Source organism: Anaerovibrio sp. RM50, from assembly GCF_000622005.1.
Classification (GTDB): domain Bacteria; phylum Bacillota; class Negativicutes; order Selenomonadales; family Selenomonadaceae; genus Anaerovibrio.
In genome coordinates this window covers 59597-76401 of sequence record NZ_JHWV01000012.1, presented here as the reverse complement: position 1 = coordinate 76401, position 16805 = coordinate 59597, and the positions used below count along the sequence as shown (strand labels likewise).

Here is a 16805-nt window from a genome sequence, read left to right as displayed (position 1 = left end):
CAGTGCGTTGTTTTTGTGCCGTTTCGTATATTGCGAAGCGGTTTTTTTATTGCCAAGGTTTTCGGTTTGTGGGGAGATGATGGATAGCAGCCTAAAGTAAAGATTTTTAGATGTATGATTGTTGAAAGGATGGAACGATTATGAAGCAAAGAAGTTTGTTTGTGGTATTATTGGTACTATGTATGGCTTGCTTTACATTGTTAACGGGTTGTGGAAGTGAGAAAAATAATGCAGCCAAAGATGATAATGGAAAGATAACTATAGAAGATGTAAAGGGCAATGTTGTCGAGGTCCCAAAGGATATTAAGAAAATTGCCGTGGTACCATTGCCTTGGGCTTCAGTGGTTACCGCACTGGATGGCAATTCTGAGCGTATTGTTGCAATTCATCCGGGTGCTATGTCTGCGTATAAAGGCCATTTTTTGGCAACCAAGGATAGCCATTTTGGTACCCTGAATACTGAGCTTATCGGTCAGGATTTTTCCGTAAATGTTGAAGGAATGCTGCAACAGGGGGTTGAAGCTGCAATTATTTGGCAGCATCAGGAGGACGATGCCGCCAAGTTGAAGCAGGTTGGCATTGTTCCTATTATGATTAACAATACTACTGTTGAGGAGTTGCAGAAAAGCTTCCTTATTGTGGGCAAGCTGCTGGGCAAGGAGGACCGTGCTAAAAAGATAAATGACTACTATCAGAAGACTTATGACCAGATAAAGAGTAAGTCCAATGATGTGGCTAAGGCAGACAAGCCAAAGATTCTCTTCCTGCGTACCCAGAAGCTGCGTCTTCAGGGCAATGATAATTTCATGCGTGAAGCTATTGAGATTGCCGGCGGAGATAACCCTACGGAAAAAACTGATTTGAAGAGCAATCAGAACCAGAATCAGACCATTACCATGGAAGAGGTATTGAAGATTGATCCGGATATTATTTTGCTCAGCAACTTTGACAAATTTGTTCCGGATGATCTGTATGAGAACCGTATACCTGGACAGGACTGGAGTACTGTTAAGGCTGTTAGGGAACATAGGGTTTATAAGGTACCTCTCGGTATTTATCGTTGGGATGCCCCAGGCGTAGAAACTCCTTTGATGATGCGTTGGCTGGCCCATCTTTTACAGCCAGGGATTTTCAAGGATATCAATATTCGTCAGGATACAAGAGATTTCATGAAAGATTTTATGAATTATGATTTAAGTGATGAGGATTTGGCGGTTATATTTGCGGATGAGGCAAATAAAAACAGCGTAAAGGTGCAGTAATGAAGGTGCTGAAGCGATTTACATCAGGGGGATATGCAGCTATAATGCTGCTATTCCTTTTTCTGCTGGCTGCCATGACGGTTTTTAGCATAGGTTCGGGGCGGTTTGATATTGGTCCGGGCGATGTAGTAAAGATATTGTGTCACCCACTTTTGGGGATTGAGAGAACTTGGAGCGAGCAGGCAGAGAATGTAATTTTTTCTCTTCGCCTGCCCCGGGTTTTGGCTGCTGTTATGATTGGTGCTGCGCTGTCTCTTTCCGGCGCAGCCTATCAGAGTGTGTTCAAAAATCCTTTGGTGGCCCCGGATATGCTTGGGGTGTCATCAGGAGCCTGTGTGGGTGCATCTGTATGCATATTGCTTGGTTTGTCCCAACTTGGAATTCAGGTTGGGGCTTTTTGTGGTGGTTTACTGGCTGTATCTGTGGCGGTAATGATTCCCCGTATAGTGGGTAGAAATACAGTAGTCATGCTGGTTCTAGCCGGCATTATAGTAGGGGGCTTTATGAGCTCATTACTGGGCATCATAAAGTATGTTGCTGATACAGAGACGGAATTACCAATTATTACATATTGGCAGCTTGGTTCCCTGACAAGCGTTATGTGGGGAAATCTATTGTATAATGGTCTGCCGATAATTGCCTGTGCAATGATAATGCTTTTTTTGCGCTGGCGCATGAATATCTTGATGTTGAGTGACGAAGAGGCTCATATGCTGGGACATAATGCTGTCCTAATTCGTTACGCAGTTATATTCTGTGCAACTGTACTTACGGCCAGTTCGGTATGTATAAGTGGCACCGTTGGATGGATTGGGCTTGTGGTTCCTCATTTTGCCAGAATGCTTGTTGGTCCGAACAATCAAAGACTGTTACCGCTGGCAGTGGTAATGGGTGCTCTGTTCCTGCTGGTAGTGGATACACTTTCCCGCACAACAATGAATGCTGAGATTCCTTTAAGTATACTTACCGGTCTTATTGGTGCTCCGTTCTACTTTTATCTGCTTATACGACAAAGAATGGCGGTGGTATAGTGAAGCTTGTGGTCGAAAAATTGTCGTTTTCTTATGATGAAGACACTCCATTGTGGAAGGATGTTTCTTTGACCGTGGAAACTGGCGGTATTTGCTCTATACTTGGTGCCAATGGTGCCGGAAAATCCACCCTTTTGCGTTGTATAATTGGTTTTCAGCAACCATGGTCGGGTAAGGTATGGATTGAGGAGCAGGGAAAAAGGTATGATTCCTATACTGATGCAAAAAAGTTTACGCAGCTTATAGGTTATGTTCCGCAATTACAACAGACACCCTATTCTTTTACTGTTCGTGATTATGTTGTTATGGGCAGGGCTCCGCATTTGGGGCTGTTCCAGAAGCCTGGTAAAGAGGACTATGAATTGACGGATGATATCCTTCAGGAGATGGGTATTTATGATTTAAAAAATCGTCCCATAAATAGTTTGTCAGGTGGTCAGCAGAGACAGGCGACTATTGCCAGGGCCATTGTTCAGGAGCCTCGTATCATTGTTATGGACGAGCCTACCAATCATCTGGATTATGGCAATCAGCAACGGGTTATGGACATTATCAGAAAACTTTCCGCCAAGGGGATTGCTGTATTGCTGACAACCCACATGCCTAATCAGGCAATTTACCTTGGGCAGCAAACAGGGATTTTACACAACGGAACATTAGCATCGGGAGCCGCCGAAAAAATTATTACTGAAGAAGCACTGCGAAATTTATACCAGATGAGTGTGCACATGGTGTATGTCCCAGAAGCAGGAAGAAAGATATGTATTCCGGGAAAATTAATGGAACATGATTAGCAGGTGCTATGAATTGATAGGGGAGTGTGTATGACTGCAAAAGAAACATTGGCAGAGTGCAGAATAGAGCCAGGGGTTACAAATAATAAGAATGGCAATATTATGGTCCTTCCAGGGCGTATTTGGAAAAGGGACGATCTGATGTTAATCGCCACCGGCTCTCCGGCTTGTGTCCGTGGCGTATATAATACTGCTGTAAAGCTGAATAAGCTGCATCAATATCGGTACTGTTTGATGGAGGCCATTGATCTGGAAAATTATGAAAAGTGGCTGACAAAGCTGGATGATGTATTACATAATGCATTGGGAGAACCGTGGCTGGGAGGCGTTGTTATTTACGCTTCCTGCCTTGATTTTTTGCATAAAGCTATATTGAACAGATTTGTGGAAGATGCGGAGAAAAAAGCCACTGTACCTATAAAGATTCTTTACAGGGGTGCAGTAGTACCACAGAAAAAACCGCTGGAAGAATTTTTGGCAGAGCTTTTGGATGAAATACCCGAAGGAAAAGGAAAACTCAGTACAGAGGAAAAATCTCTTCCCGCCATGCAGACTGATTTTGCTGGGTTGGCAGATATGCTGCAGGAGTGGGATACATACAACTTGATGGTAGATGCTGGCGGTTGTACTGAATGTTTTTCTTTACCAAAATCCTGGCGACAGAATTATCACTTGAAAAAATCCAGATTTTCTTCATTTGGGGCATTAAAGAGTTGTCAGCTTACATTCCCGGATATTATAAAGGAAGACTGGAATACTTCTGGAAATGAGAAGCCTTGCTGCCTTTTTCAGTCACCAATACCAAAAATCTCCAAGTTTGATATGGATTTGTTGAGGAAGAACCTTCACCGCAGTGGCATTGATGAGGTATATTGCTTCAAGACGGATGGATTTCATAGCCATATTGAAGGTATTTCCAACGCCATGCTGCAATTATATAATGGTTCCCATTCGGAAAAAGTGCCTGTGAAGCAACCTTTAATTGGAATATTGGGCTCTTCAAGGATGCAAAGTGCCTCTTTGGATAAGATTGGACATGGAATCGAGCATATAGAATGGGATGGATACGGAGCCATGTTCCCGAAAGACAACCTCTTAAACAGTTGGGGCAATTTAAATAGTGTAAAAATGAATTGGGTGGTTTCTGCCCAGGGAGTCTTTTTGGCACAAAAAATTCAGGAAACGCAGGGAATTCCTTATATTGCCGCTATTCCTGTAGGCGCCCGTTCCATGAAATTGTGGCTGAATAAGATCAATGGATATATGAACAGCAATAAAGCATTGGCGGAAGTGCCGGATAAGACTTCTCTTCGCCGTGAAGAGAAGGTGCTGCTTTTAGGAGATCCGGTGCTCACTCTTGGAATATATCGTTTCCTACGGGAAATGCTGGGTTTTCACCAGATTGAACTTGCTTTATATGCGCCTTTCCACTCATTACGGGAATGGTACAACCAGGCTGTGCCGTTGATTATGGCCAATGGACTTGGAGATTGTCAGAGGCCGGAGATACATTTATTTTCTGACCGTGAACAGTGGCTGGAATTAGCATCGGGGTGTGACATCATTATCGGTGACAACACATTTAATATTTTCGGAGCACTGTCATATAAAATTTGGATAAATATTACAGATCCTTCGCTGTATGCCGGTGAAGAGGAAATGAATGACAAATATTTGTTTTTCGGCAAGAAGGGTGCTGCCTGGCTGGAAAACAAAATACATAGGCAAAAACCTATATAAATAATAAGACAATAGTATTTTACATATAATGCCCTTAATGATAATATATTTCTTGTCAATTAAGAACTTATTCTGTGGAGGATAGTTGCATGAAACAAGAACACATTAAGGGTATTTTATTTGCGTTGATTTTCGCTATACCAGCTTGGTTTTTGGGGCAGGCGTTTCCCATAGTGGGGGGACCGGTGTTTGGAATACTATTGGGAATGATGTTTGCATCATTAAGGCGGCCTAAATCGATGGAAGTGGGCATAGCCTTTACCGGGAAGAAAATCCTTCAATATTCCATAATACTTCTTGGCTTTGAAATGAATCTTTTTCATGTACTTAATGTGGGCTCCAGGTCTTTATCTGTTATGATTTTTACACTGCTTACCGCCTTTGTTGTGGCTTGGGGGACAGGAAAAATGCTGAAGCTGGAGAAAAATACCACTACCCTTATTGGTGCCGGTACAGCTATTTGCGGGGGATCAGCTATTGCAGCGGTGGCCCCGGTCATTGGTGCCAAGGATAAGGATATTGCTTTTTCTATTTCTACAATTTTTCTTTTCAATGTTTTGGCAGTATTCATTTTTCCATTTTTGGGTCATGTTATGAATATGTCGGATTTTGGTTTTGGAATGTGGGCCGGAACGGCAGTTAATGATACTTCTTCTGTGGTGGCGGCTGGGTATTCCTATAGTGAAGAGGCGGGGGCATTTGCCACTATCGTTAAACTCACAAGAGCATTAATGATAGTACCGGTGTGCCTCATTTTTGCGTGGCTCACTGCCCGTGAAAGAAACAGTCAGGGACAAGAATTTAAATTTGCTAAAATTTTTCCTTTTTTCATTATGTGGTTTGTGGTTGCTTCCATAGTAAATACCACCGGCATATTGCCCGAAGTTCTCTCCCACGCCTTGGGGACTATGGGAAAATTCTGTATTGTGCTGGCTATGTGTGCCATAGGCCTCAATACAAAAATAATGAAACTTTTGCGTAACGGCGTGCGTCCAATTTTCCTAGGATTTTGCTGCTGGGTGGCTGTGGCCTGTATGTCTCTTGCCGTCCAATATGTAGTGGGGATCTTGTAATCCGTTTGTTGATTTTAAAAAGTTTAGACAAATAAAAATAACACCTGCCATCATATTAGTGTGATGATAGGTGTTATTTTAATGTTATTATAATATTAAATATTACGAAATATTACGAAATATTACTGAAGGGCTTCCTTCAATGTATTCATGTTTTTGCGCATGGTTACCAGATAAGCATCCATGGCATCTGCATTGGCCTCGCCAGTTACAACCGGGTCAAGGGTGTATATTTTTGCCCCTGTTTCACGGGCAATGGTCTGGGCCGCACTTGGGGAATACTGTGGCTCTGTGAATAAAACCTTGGTGGAGAGAGGCTTTATCTGTTGGATTACCTCCTGCAGCTCACTTGGAGTAGGCTCGCTGCCTGGTTCACGCTCAACAACGGCAATAATCTTAAGGCCGAATTCCTTGGCAAAATATGGGAAGGCCTCATGGAAGGTAACAATATCCTTGTGTGGAACTTTATCAAGAGTATCGTGCATTTCCTTTTTCAGGGCCTCCAGCTTCTGAATATAGGCATCAGCATTGGCCTGATAAGCATCGGCATGCTTAGGATCAGCTTTTTTCAGTTGCTCGGTGATGTTTTTTACCTGCTGAATGTCGGCAGTGACACTAAGCCAAAGGTGTGGATTCTTTTCACCGTCAGTTTCCAGCAACTCCATGTCTTTGGAAGCATCAATTACTGTGAGCTTTTTCTGCTCCTTGATAACCTTGTCTAAAAAGCTCTCCATGCCGGCGCCGTTGGCGATTAAAATATCAGCCTTTTCCAGAGTCTTCATATCTTCTGTAGTCAGCTGATAGTCGTGAAGACAACCGGTTTGCGGCTTGGTCATATTCGTTACGGTGACACCATCGATTCCCTTGGCAATGTTGATGGCATCTATATACATAGGATAAAAGGTGGTAACAATCCGTACAGAGCCATCCTTGTTGTCGGATTTATCTGATGAGGTGCTGGCAGTGTCGGAGCCGCAGCCTGTAAGCATTAGACACAGGGCCGCAATAATACATAATAAAATAGATTTGATTTTCAAAATGAGTACCTCCTTACATACATGGACTAATCGTAAGTTATACTATTACAATACTTTTTTTATGTCAATAATGATGTGAATTCATTTATTATCTTTGTTTATTCCTTTACTTTTACGGATAGTGGGGCGTATAATAAAACATATTGCTAAAATAATTTAAAAATAATAGTAATGCAAAAATGTGAGGTATTATAACGCCATTGTTCAAATTTTTCTTCTTTAGAAGAAAAATCTTCCAATTAGCGTTTCCCTTTCAGGACTAGCTTCGCGTCGCAACGAGCTGGGAGATATGCTCGCCAGCTGTTGTAGTTTGTTTTCCCCCACCTAAAGAGGAAGGGGACATCTTAAAGCTCGTTATAAATTTAGGAGGATTTTTTATGTCAGAATCATGTAATCACGACTGCAGCTCATGCGGCACGACCTGCGGTGAGGATACCCGTAAGGCTGGGGATATGTTTGAAAAGCCAAATGATCTTAGTACCATCCGCCATACCATTGCGGTGGTCAGCGGCAAGGGGGGCGTTGGCAAATCCATGGTAACTGGTCTGCTTTCCGTAGCCATGGCCAGAAAAGGCCGTCATGTAGGCATTATGGACGCAGATATTACCGGACCATCCATTCCTAAAATGTTTGGCGTAACAGGTGAAGTCCGTGGCAGTCAGGCGGGAGCTTTTCCAGTGGCTTCTGCCGGGGGAATTGATGTGGTCAGCATGAACCTTTTCCTGGAAAGCACTACAGATCCTGTAGTATGGCGTGGCCCGGTTATCAGCGGTGTGGTAAAGCAGTTCTGGTCTGATATTATCTGGAATGACGTGGATTACCTCTTTATTGATATGCCACCGGGAACCGGTGATGTTCCTTTGACCGTAATGCAGTCCATAAAGCTGGACGGTATTATTATCGTTACCAGTCCTCAGGAGCTGGTTTCCATGATTGTGTCCAAGGCTGTAAAGATGGCCTCCACCATGAAAGTGCCTATTCTGGGACTTGTGGAAAACATGAGCTATTTTGAATGTCCTGATTGTGGCAAGCACCACCATATTTTTGGCGAAAGCCATCTGGACAACATTGCCAAGGAGTACAACCTTGATATTTTAGGGCGTATTCCAATGAAACCGGAGCTGGCCGCAAAATGTGATGCAGGACAGATTGAAACAGTGGAAGATATATATTTGCATGATGCTGCAGACAAGCTGCTGGCTTTGGAAAAATAAGAAGTAACGCAAAAACACCTATTGAGGAAAAGATAATCCTTAATAGGTGCTTTTTACATTTATTGCAGAACTTAATCGAAGGAAATAATATCACCTGTTGCGTTGGAACCGTGGGTGCCGTCTGCCACCTTTACCCCCAGATCATTGAGCTTTTTGCAAATATTAATAATGGTGGGGCAGCGCACTGGGATGCCATCGGCATTTTTCTTGGCAGTGCAATGGGAAATGTGTACAGCATCCACACCCTTGTCGGCCATACGGGCAATCTTCTTTTCAATGCCCTCCTGATTTTCCAGCATGCTTTTGCCACAGCCGTTGCAGGTCCACATACCCATGAGCTGAATATCCTCACCTTCATATTTGCGGAAGCCCTCGCTTTTTTCGTTGAAGGCCCGCAGACAACCGGTGCCGGCACAGGAGGCAGAGGTCTTAAGACAGCGTAAAATAGCAATTTTCTTCATGATAAATCTCTCCTAAATATATGTTACATAATATTATAACGCCATTGTTCAAATTTTTCTTCTTTAGAAGAAAAATCTTCCAATTAGCGTTTCAACGAGCTGGGAGATATGCTCGCCAGCTGTTGTAGTTTGTTTTCCCCCACCTAAAGAGGTGGGGGACATCTTAAAGCTCGTTATAACGCCTTTGCTAAAATTTTTCTCTTTCCTGAGAAAAAGAAAAATTCTTCTTATTTGCTTTTGCAAAATAAATATACTACAATAAATCAAACTTGTATGTTGTAATTGCAACAATAAAAGGAACGAAAGCAGAAGGGGAGCCAAAACAATGAATATTGGAAAGGAAATAGAAAAATATCTGCCAATTCTGGGAAATTGCGCATTTTTGAGGGGCATGAACGACGGGGAAATAAAGTCTGTTTTGGGCTGTGTGGGGGCCTACACCGAAAAAGCCCCCAAGGGGAAGTATATCTTTCGGGCAGGGGACAGTACAGATGTAATGGGAATGGTGCTGTCCGGCTCGGCGCTGATTATTCAGGAGGATGTGTGGGGCCACAGGAATATTATGGCCAAATGCCGCCCTGGGGAATTTTTTGGTGAAATTTACGCTGCTACCCCTGGCTCCATATTGAATATTAGTGTGGTGGCGGAGGAGGACGCCCTTATTCTTATGATGAACGTAAAAAGATTGATGGCCACCTGCTCCTCGGCCTGTGACCATCATCAAAGACTTGTACGTAATTTAGTTGGTGTTCTGGCTAACAAGGTTATGGCTTTTAATGAGAAAATAACCCATATCAGCAAGCGTTCCACCAGGGAGAAGATTCTTTCTTATCTATCTCATGAATCCCAGCGTCAGGGCAGTCTCAGCTTTGATATTCCCTTTAATCGGCAGGATATGGCGGATTACCTCTGTGTTGACAGGGCCGCCATGACGGTGGAAATTTCCAAGCTGCAAAGGGAAGGCCTGCTAAAAACCAACCGAAACCACTTTGAACTTGCAATAGAAGAATGATTGAAATTAAAGAGGACAGCAATCTCAAATCTGAGAGGGCTGTCCTTTGTTATCTGTGAGCTTATTTTATATAATGAACCCGCTGTTCATCGTAGCGGTCCTGCTGAGGATTTTTCTTGGCAGGATAGCCAAATGGAACCACGGTGAATGCCTCCAGATTTTCAGGCAAATCAAGGATTCGGGCCACCCGTTCCATTCTGTCGGCAAAGGGAGCAATGCCCAGCATGACGCCACCCAGCCCCTGAGCCTCGATTTCCAGCAGGATATTTTCCGTGGCCAAGGACAAATCCACCTGCACTAAGTCAGGAACTGGCAAATTCTCAGTTCGACCGCAAACCGCTATTGCCACTGGGGCACCGGCCACCATGCCCGTATAAGGGCTGGCCTGGGACAGCTCCTGCAGTGCATTCTTGTCAGTCACCACATAAAACTCCCAAGGCTGCTGATTCATGGCAGAAGGCGCAGCCATGGCTGCCCGCAAAATCTTTTGGATTTTTTCCGCCTCAACAGGCTTATCCTCATAGCTTCTCACACTGGTACGGGTAAAAATTGCATCCATAATCTTGCCTCACTTTCTCTTTCCTGTCTCATTTATTGATTATACGATTGTTGAAACTATTTTACATCAATGGGCAACAGCATTTCAAATTTGAGTTTCTAATCCACGTGGAAAATATGGCATAGTTAGATGACAGCCACTCGAATACCACAGCATTTGATTTGAATAAATGCTGCAAAAACTTTTTCACATCCCACCCATTTATGTCATAGACTTCATCCAATTGCCAGTCAATAATATCCTTGATATTGTCAAGGCGAAGATAATCTTTTTCGGGTCTGACATATATAAACCTTACGTCAAAATCACTGTCTCTTGAGGTCATTTTCCAGGCCCGACTGCCAGATTCAACAGCAAGAATTATTTTTACGCCATTTTCTTTTTCTATTTCCTGTAGCTTTAGCATAATATTATTCTGAATATCCTGAACCTGCATTAGTATCAACTCCCAGATAATCACAATATATTTCCTGGACCAATTTATCTATCCGTTGAATGTCCACGGTTTCCGGCAAACTGGAATTATTATATGCAGTCTGCATTCTTTCATCAAGTTCCCGTTGTAATTTGAACACATCGGACAGATCCATATCTCCCATACGAATACCCATTAATAAATCATGTTCATCTCTGCGATATGTTATAATTTCGCCTTTATCAAGAATATCTATACCCATGTAATATAGGCGTATCAAGTGCATCGCATGTTTCCTCAAGTGAGGCAGATCTTTCTTGTGGTTTCTTTTATTAAGCTTTCCATAATTTTTTAACATATTGGAAAATTCGCTGTTGATCATCAGATAATCCCGCAAACTGATGTGTTTTAAATCAGCATCAAGGAATATTTCTGTATCCAAATCTTCCCTTGTACTATCATCAATGTATAGTTTTAATTTATTTTCAGGCCCAAATACATTATGTGCTTTTAGCATTTCGGCCTGCAAGGAACCAAGAATGTGTTTTTCTTTTTCAGATTGGGGATAGCTGTCTCTGGCCAGGGCGTTTTCAAGTCTTCTTAACTGGGCGTTGGCATACCCGGCAAATGTGATATATGCCTGCTTTGAAAGGAATAATGATCTGTTTTCCCTAATATAGCTGCCATATTTGTCCATTTTCCAGATATGATCATTATCTGTTCCTAACATTTCTATTACGTTAGGATTGCATTTTGCAGCGAGTTTAACAAATTTTTTAAGGCTGTAAATCACGGTATCTGTGACTCTGTCCTCAAAATAATCAATTGGTTCGGTTACACACAACAAAGACCCTCTGGGCTCCATAAAAAAGCCCCGCAAATCCGTATCAGATGTAGAAATATTCGTTCCATAGGCCTTGGAACCGCTGATTGTCATGTATGAGATGTTCTTAAGCTCTGGATTATTATTCAAAAAACTATATTCCGGCAGTTTAACAATATCTTCATATTCTTTTTTGGTAATGGATATTGACTTGATCATGACGCTCAACTCCTGTAATATTCTATAATATGTTAATCCATCTACAAACATTTATAACATAAAAATTTACATCATGGTCCATAGAATGTTATGTGCGTAAATTCCGGATTATCGTTTATCATTTTTTTGAATCGCATCATTAATCGCCAGTAAAAAATTATCAGCAGAGTCCGGTAACTAGAAATATCTTCCAGTTGTTTTTCCATTGTAACAAGTTCGTTAATTGGTTTTGGAGGATTCGATTTTCCGTATTCTGCCCATTTTTTTAACAGTTCTTCAAAATATGGCGTATTTTCATCAATTAAAAAGAACCACAGATGTTGTAAAGATTTTATAATATCCCAATAACGCTTGGAATCGTTCTCATTTTTTAATACAGCCACTCTTTCATCAAGGTCTTTTATTAAACCATTTATTGAGGAGTAGGAAAATACATTATGAGTAAGATATTTTTCAAATCTTCCAGAATTATTATTAAGCTCATTTAATTCATAATTGGGTATTTCCCTATAGTATTCTTTAAGCGCTGTTTTCCTAAATAAATAATTATCATCAGTAGCAAAATATTTATGTAATAAATCTCCCAAAAACCACATAGCGTTTTCTGTAATGGAATAAGTTGCATCTGTACAAGAAATGATTTGTTCATCTACAATTTTTATAGGTAGTATTTTAAAAGCATCTCCGCGACTTCCTTTAACAATGGATCTTGACATCCAATGTCTCATAATAAACACCTCATCGTTTGAGTTGGAATAACGTGCCTTAATTTGATTTCACTCTATAATATTAATGATTTTTTTGCAATATCGTATTGGGTAAAAAAATATCCTCCCCACAGAACAAACATTCCTTGCTTAAATTTTTCGTGGCAGTAATGCAATAGGTGGGCAAAAAAGGAAAATATTAGTTGGGAAAAGTTAAAAGATATATACAAAAAAGAGGGCAGCAATCTCAAATTTGAGAGGGCTGTCCTTTTTTAGTGCGAGTGGTATATTGCACAGAACACCAACTTTTAGAAAACGGAAAAGATATGACAATAAAGGGAAAATCAAACAAAAACCAACGTTGAACAAAATATATATAATAATATTGATAGAATTACATAAATGTATTAAAATGATTACAGAACTGAACAAGAATTATATAAGGAAGGGCGGATGATTTTAGGGGATTTATTTAGGCGAGCATACTGAAATGTTATGTGGAAAAATGAGAAGAAATGGGGTATCATTTTGGGTAAGAAAGATTCTATCACAAAGGATTACATGGGAAATCCGGACAGATTTGCAGATTTGTTTAATGGATATTGTTTTCATGGCTCTGAGGTAGTGTTACCAAGTGAACTGCGGGATATGGATTCCACAAGTGTCGTTGTTCCCTATGGTTCTGATGGGGCGACGGTGCCGACTCAAAAGAATAGGGACGTGCTGAAGGTTCTTACTAAAACGGATGGCAAAGCGGCGTATTGTATTTTGGGCGTGGAAAACCAGTCAGAGGTTCATACAGCTATGCCAGTGAAAAATATGCTATATGATGCCATGACCTTTGCTAATCAGATATCTGCGGCTGCCAACTCCCATAAAAATAACCATGACAAGGCCAGTGATGATGCGGAGTTTCTCAGTGGTTTTTTTCGCAGTGATAAACTGCTTCCAGTAGTTACTATTGTAGTTCATTGGGGTGCTGATGAATGGGATGCCCCCGTATCATTGCAGGAAATGTATCAAGACGATATTAATGATAGTTTATTGCAATATTCCCCGGATTATCACATTAACTTAGTGTCTCCGGCCATGATGAGCGATGGGGAACTTGATATTTTTAAATCTGATTTGCGGGAAGTGCTAAAGTTTATTAAACATTCCAAGGATAAGAAAAGTATACAGGATTTAGTGGATAAAGATCCCAAATATAAGTCCCTGAACCGTGAAGCTGCACAAACCATAAGTGTGTGTGCCAATGTTGATTTTAAGATTCCTGAGGGAGAGGAGCAGATAGATATGTGCAAGGCGATTGAAGATATGAAGGAAGATGCTCGTAATGAAGGGCGTATGGAGACCAAATCTCAAATAGCAATGAGTATGCTTCGGAAAAATGAGCCTGTTGAGATAATTATAGAATATACTGGTTTGTCCGATCAGCAAATTCAGAAGCTGGCGCAGCAAATTTAATGGTAATAATTACAGCAAAATGGCGTATCCTTCGGATACGCCATTTTTTATCATAGTACGCTGTCTTGAGTTGGTCTCTTATAATTACTTTATTTCCCTTCCTTTAAAGCAAAGGTGGCCAGGAGGCCGGTGAGGGCGAAGAGGGGCAGGATATAGAAAACGTATTCCAGTCCGTGGTTATCTGCCACCCAGCCCAGCATCGGGGCGATGATGCCGCCGGCGCTGAAGCCTATGCCCAGGGTTACGCCCGAGGCCATGCCGATATTTTTCTTCAAATATGTCTGTCCCAGTACAACCATTGGGCCAACACAGGCGTAAAGGGCGAAGCCGGCGCAGCCTACAATAACGTAGAGCAGGGCCAGATTGTGGTTGAAATTAAAGGCCACCAGTGCCAGCCCCATAATAATCATGCCGATTCGCAGTACGAAGCTGTTGCCCCATCTGTCAGCAGCATAGCCCCCCATCCAGTTGGTGAAGATACCCACCATGGCCAAAACGGTAATGGTAACACTGCCCACTGCCTCGGTTTGGTTCAATATGTGAACGCAGTAGAGTGGCAGGAAGGTAGTGAGGGAGGTGTAGAGGGCAGCCCGGACAACCACAAAAATTGTGAGCCGTCCAAAGGCGTTCCAGTCATTTTCTTTAACCTCATTATTGTCAGCGGACTGCTTTTGGGCAATATGCTTTATCATGCGTCCCATTTTTGGCATGAGGAAAGCTATTAGGGAGCTCATAATAATGCAGAAGCCGCCGAAGAAAATAAGGGCATCCATTCCCCATACAGTTGCCAGTGAGGCCCCCAATATTGGGCCGATGCAAAAGCCGGCGCTGCCTCCCGTGGAGAAAATGCTCATACTCAGGGCCTTGTTTCCCTCTGACAGGCCATTTACCATTTTTGCAGCCTCCGGGTGGAAAATGGCATTTCCTATTCCCATCAGGGTAACGGCCACAAAAATAAGGGTATAATCGTGAATAAAGGCCACGGAGGCTAAAGATATGCCACTGAGGAGAATTCCCAGGGGCATAAGGTAGGCGTAGGATTTCTTGTCGGAGATATAGCCTATAAGGGGCTGGATTATGCTGGAAAGAAAGCTGGAGGCAAACATAAGGCCAGCGGCCAGCTTGTAATCCATGCCGTAGATTGTGACGAAGAATGGCAATAACCCCGGCAGGGCACCTGTATTTATATCGCAGCTGAAATGGCCGGCGGACAATACATAAAGGTATTTTTTGTTCACAAATTTCACCTCGATTATAACCAGTAGTGTGGAACTGTATCTCTATTATACAGCCGCACAGAAACAACTTAAATGTGAAAACAGCACCTTGCTTTCGCAAAGTGCCGTGATTTATTGATATATTAATTTACGAAGTATGCTTTCATGGATTCCAGACTGATTTCAGACTCGTAATTGTTGTTGGCCTGCTTCCAAGGATCCTGTCTGGTAATAATATCCCTTAACTGTGACAGGGATTTTCTGTTGCACTGCTTTACAACTTCATCGATCAACGAACTGTCACCAATGTCAGGAATCTCCTCTCCATCATGTGGGATAAGTCCGCTTTCATGCTCTTTATATTCATTGTAGACATCTGAAACCATTACGCCGGAGCTGGCCACCTCCAAGGCCTGCTCAAAGCATGGCTTTTTCAGCTCCAACAGGTATTTGGCCTGAATGAAATAGAGAACATTTTGAAGTTTAGGGTTATTTATATAGTACTTATTTACGATGTAATCCGCGACTTTCCTTGCATCCATGAGAGAATACTCGATCCTTTCAAATATTGATGTTGAATAAGTTTTGCCAACAATTTGGACAACTTACGCACAATATGATATCCAATTCGTCTGATAATGTCAATATGATTAATAATGTTAATTAAAATTTTTCTAAATGCCCAATTTACCAGTAAATATGCGGTAAATCCTTGATTCTTGTAACTAAATTTTTGCAGCAGGATTTATGATAACATAATCAAAGTATGTAAAAGAGGAACTTGCTTGGGACCTTCTACCTACAAAATGCACGCGAAATAGTTATACAATTCAACCAAGTATAAACTTTGGGGATCAATATTATTCTGAATTTCCTTAATCATTTTTGGTAATTTAACGGATTTACTCAAAATTCATTATATAATGTGGATTTATTTAATGATAAAGGGAGACTATTGATTATTTTTCAAATATATGGCATTATGGATACGAGAGATTTTTGTATAGGAAAAAAGGGGGGGTAATGAATAGATGAGTACTACTACACCACAGGGAATATTTGTCAGGACTGAGACTGTTTTAAAGATGGGGCAGCAGCTGAATATTTCATTACCTGATGATGAAAGAGCATTTACCAGCAAGCTGGAGGAAATCGCCGATGGCGGCCTGGTTTTGACTGTTCCCTGCGATGAGGATAAATGTCCTATAAGAGTCCCTCAGGGCACGAGCCTCACATGTGACTTTTTCGATGGAACCAGCTATTACAGGTTTGCAGTTGATTTTCTCCGCCGGGTTAATGAAAACATTCCCCTGTGGCATACTGACAAGCCCATTAAGGTTCAGAAGATACAGCACAGAGCCTTTGTACGCATGAAAACTGAGATGCCTATGGTGCTCCGTCTCTTTGATGATGCGGGGAAGGAGAAGAAAATGATATTCACCACCACAGTGGATATAAGTGGTGGCGGTATTTGTTTCCGGCTGAACCGGCATTTGGTGGTTGGCAGAAAGGTGTCCGTGGAATTGGGGGAAATCCCGGGGATAGGATTCCTCAATCAAATGGCCATCGTAAGAAGATGTGCTGAGTCTGATGAGGGTAACAGCAACGAGAAAACGGAATATTATATTGGGGCAGAATTTGCAGGTATGGATTCAAAAGTGCGGGACAAGCTGATCAATTATATTTTTGATTTACTGCGGAAGGCCTGCAAGCACACTCTGAGACATTAAATTAATTTATAAAGGCAACGATTTACATTTGATCGTTGCCTTTT

The 16805-nt window shown here is 41.8% G+C and carries 17 protein-coding genes; 9 read left to right on the top strand and 8 right to left on the bottom strand.

The window, feature by feature from the left end:
* The first annotated feature begins 140 nt into the window (after positions 1-140).
* From T525_RS0107605 to T525_RS0107585, 5 genes are all read left to right on the top strand, one after another.
* The gene (locus tag T525_RS0107605; protein WP_027406721.1) at positions 141-1262 is read left to right on the top strand and encodes an ABC transporter substrate-binding protein; all 1122 of its coding nucleotides are present in this window, start codon (positions 141-143) and stop codon (positions 1260-1262) included.
* A 44-nt stretch (positions 1263-1306) separates the two neighbouring features.
* The gene (locus T525_RS0107600) at positions 1307-2293 is read left to right on the top strand and encodes an iron ABC transporter permease (RefSeq protein ID WP_198022650.1); all 987 of its coding nucleotides are present in this window, start codon (positions 1307-1309) and stop codon (positions 2291-2293) included.
* Positions 2293-3087, top strand: coding sequence for an ABC transporter ATP-binding protein (locus T525_RS0107595; protein ID WP_027406719.1), 795 nt, complete (start codon positions 2293-2295; stop codon positions 3085-3087). Before T525_RS0107600 ends, T525_RS0107595 begins: the two co-directional genes overlap by 1 nt.
* Before the next feature lie 30 nt (positions 3088-3117).
* Complete coding sequence (locus T525_RS0107590; RefSeq protein ID WP_027406718.1) at positions 3118-4827, top strand: nitrogenase component 1; 1710 nt, start codon at positions 3118-3120, stop codon at positions 4825-4827.
* Between the two features lie 89 nt (positions 4828-4916).
* Complete coding sequence (locus T525_RS0107585; RefSeq protein ID WP_027406717.1) at positions 4917-5900, top strand: YeiH family protein; 984 nt, start codon at positions 4917-4919, stop codon at positions 5898-5900.
* 122 nt (positions 5901-6022) lie between these two features.
* Here T525_RS0107585 and T525_RS0107580 read toward each other — a convergent pair whose 3' ends face one another.
* The gene (locus T525_RS0107580; protein ID WP_051533493.1) at positions 6023-6889 is read right to left on the bottom strand and encodes a metal ABC transporter substrate-binding protein; all 867 of its coding nucleotides are present in this window, start codon (positions 6887-6889) and stop codon (positions 6023-6025) included.
* A 425-nt stretch (positions 6890-7314) separates the two neighbouring features.
* Between T525_RS0107580 and T525_RS0107575 the strand changes: the two genes are divergently transcribed.
* Positions 7315-8151, top strand: a complete 837-nt coding sequence (locus T525_RS0107575; protein WP_027406715.1) for an Mrp/NBP35 family ATP-binding protein — start codon at positions 7315-7317, stop codon at positions 8149-8151.
* A 71-nt stretch (positions 8152-8222) separates the two neighbouring features.
* Here the strand turns inward: T525_RS0107575 and T525_RS15645 are convergent, their stop codons facing one another.
* Positions 8223-8612: a CGGC domain-containing protein gene (locus T525_RS15645; protein WP_051533484.1), complete on the bottom strand. Its 390-nt coding sequence runs from the start codon at positions 8610-8612 to the stop codon at positions 8223-8225.
* 325 nt (positions 8613-8937) lie between these two features.
* On the opposite strand from T525_RS15645, the gene T525_RS0107565 reads away from it, so the two are divergent.
* A complete protein-coding gene (locus T525_RS0107565; protein WP_037325448.1) occupies positions 8938-9624 on the top strand; it encodes a Crp/Fnr family transcriptional regulator in 687 nt (228 codons plus the stop codon).
* A 61-nt stretch (positions 9625-9685) separates the two neighbouring features.
* Here T525_RS0107565 and T525_RS0107560 read toward each other — a convergent pair whose 3' ends face one another.
* From T525_RS0107560 to T525_RS0107545, 4 genes are all read right to left on the bottom strand, one after another.
* Positions 9686-10183: a nitroreductase family protein gene (locus tag T525_RS0107560; protein ID WP_027406713.1), complete on the bottom strand. Its 498-nt coding sequence runs from the start codon at positions 10181-10183 to the stop codon at positions 9686-9688.
* Between the two features lie 61 nt (positions 10184-10244).
* On the bottom strand, positions 10245-10619 hold the full coding sequence (locus T525_RS14665; RefSeq protein ID WP_051533483.1) for a DNA polymerase beta superfamily protein: 375 nt from the start codon (positions 10617-10619) through the stop codon (positions 10245-10247).
* The gene (locus T525_RS14660) at positions 10594-11640 is read right to left on the bottom strand and encodes a DNA polymerase beta superfamily protein (protein ID WP_051533482.1); all 1047 of its coding nucleotides are present in this window, start codon (positions 11638-11640) and stop codon (positions 10594-10596) included. The genes T525_RS14665 and T525_RS14660 overlap by 26 nt, the downstream gene beginning before the upstream one ends.
* A 71-nt stretch (positions 11641-11711) precedes the next feature.
* Positions 11712-12368, bottom strand: coding sequence for a hypothetical protein (locus T525_RS0107545; protein ID WP_027406712.1), 657 nt, complete (start codon positions 12366-12368; stop codon positions 11712-11714).
* Positions 12369-12875: 507 nt separating this feature from the next.
* On the opposite strand from T525_RS0107545, the gene T525_RS0107540 reads away from it, so the two are divergent.
* On the top strand, positions 12876-13814 hold the full coding sequence (locus T525_RS0107540) for an Rpn family recombination-promoting nuclease/putative transposase (RefSeq protein ID WP_027406711.1): 939 nt from the start codon (positions 12876-12878) through the stop codon (positions 13812-13814).
* 89 nt (positions 13815-13903) lie between these two features.
* Here T525_RS0107540 and T525_RS0107535 read toward each other — a convergent pair whose 3' ends face one another.
* Together T525_RS0107535 and T525_RS15640 are read right to left on the bottom strand one after the other, a co-directional pair.
* Positions 13904-15052: an MFS transporter gene (locus T525_RS0107535; protein WP_027406710.1), complete on the bottom strand. Its 1149-nt coding sequence runs from the start codon at positions 15050-15052 to the stop codon at positions 13904-13906.
* 122 nt (positions 15053-15174) lie between these two features.
* Positions 15175-15573 (bottom strand): Panacea domain-containing protein, encoded by a 399-nt coding sequence (locus T525_RS15640; protein WP_051533480.1) that lies wholly within the window; start codon positions 15571-15573, stop codon positions 15175-15177.
* A 489-nt stretch (positions 15574-16062) separates the two neighbouring features.
* Between T525_RS15640 and T525_RS0107525 the strand changes: the two genes are divergently transcribed.
* Positions 16063-16761 (top strand): flagellar brake protein, encoded by a 699-nt coding sequence (locus T525_RS0107525; RefSeq protein WP_027406709.1) that lies wholly within the window; start codon positions 16063-16065, stop codon positions 16759-16761.
* Positions 16762-16805: the final 44 nt, after the last annotated feature.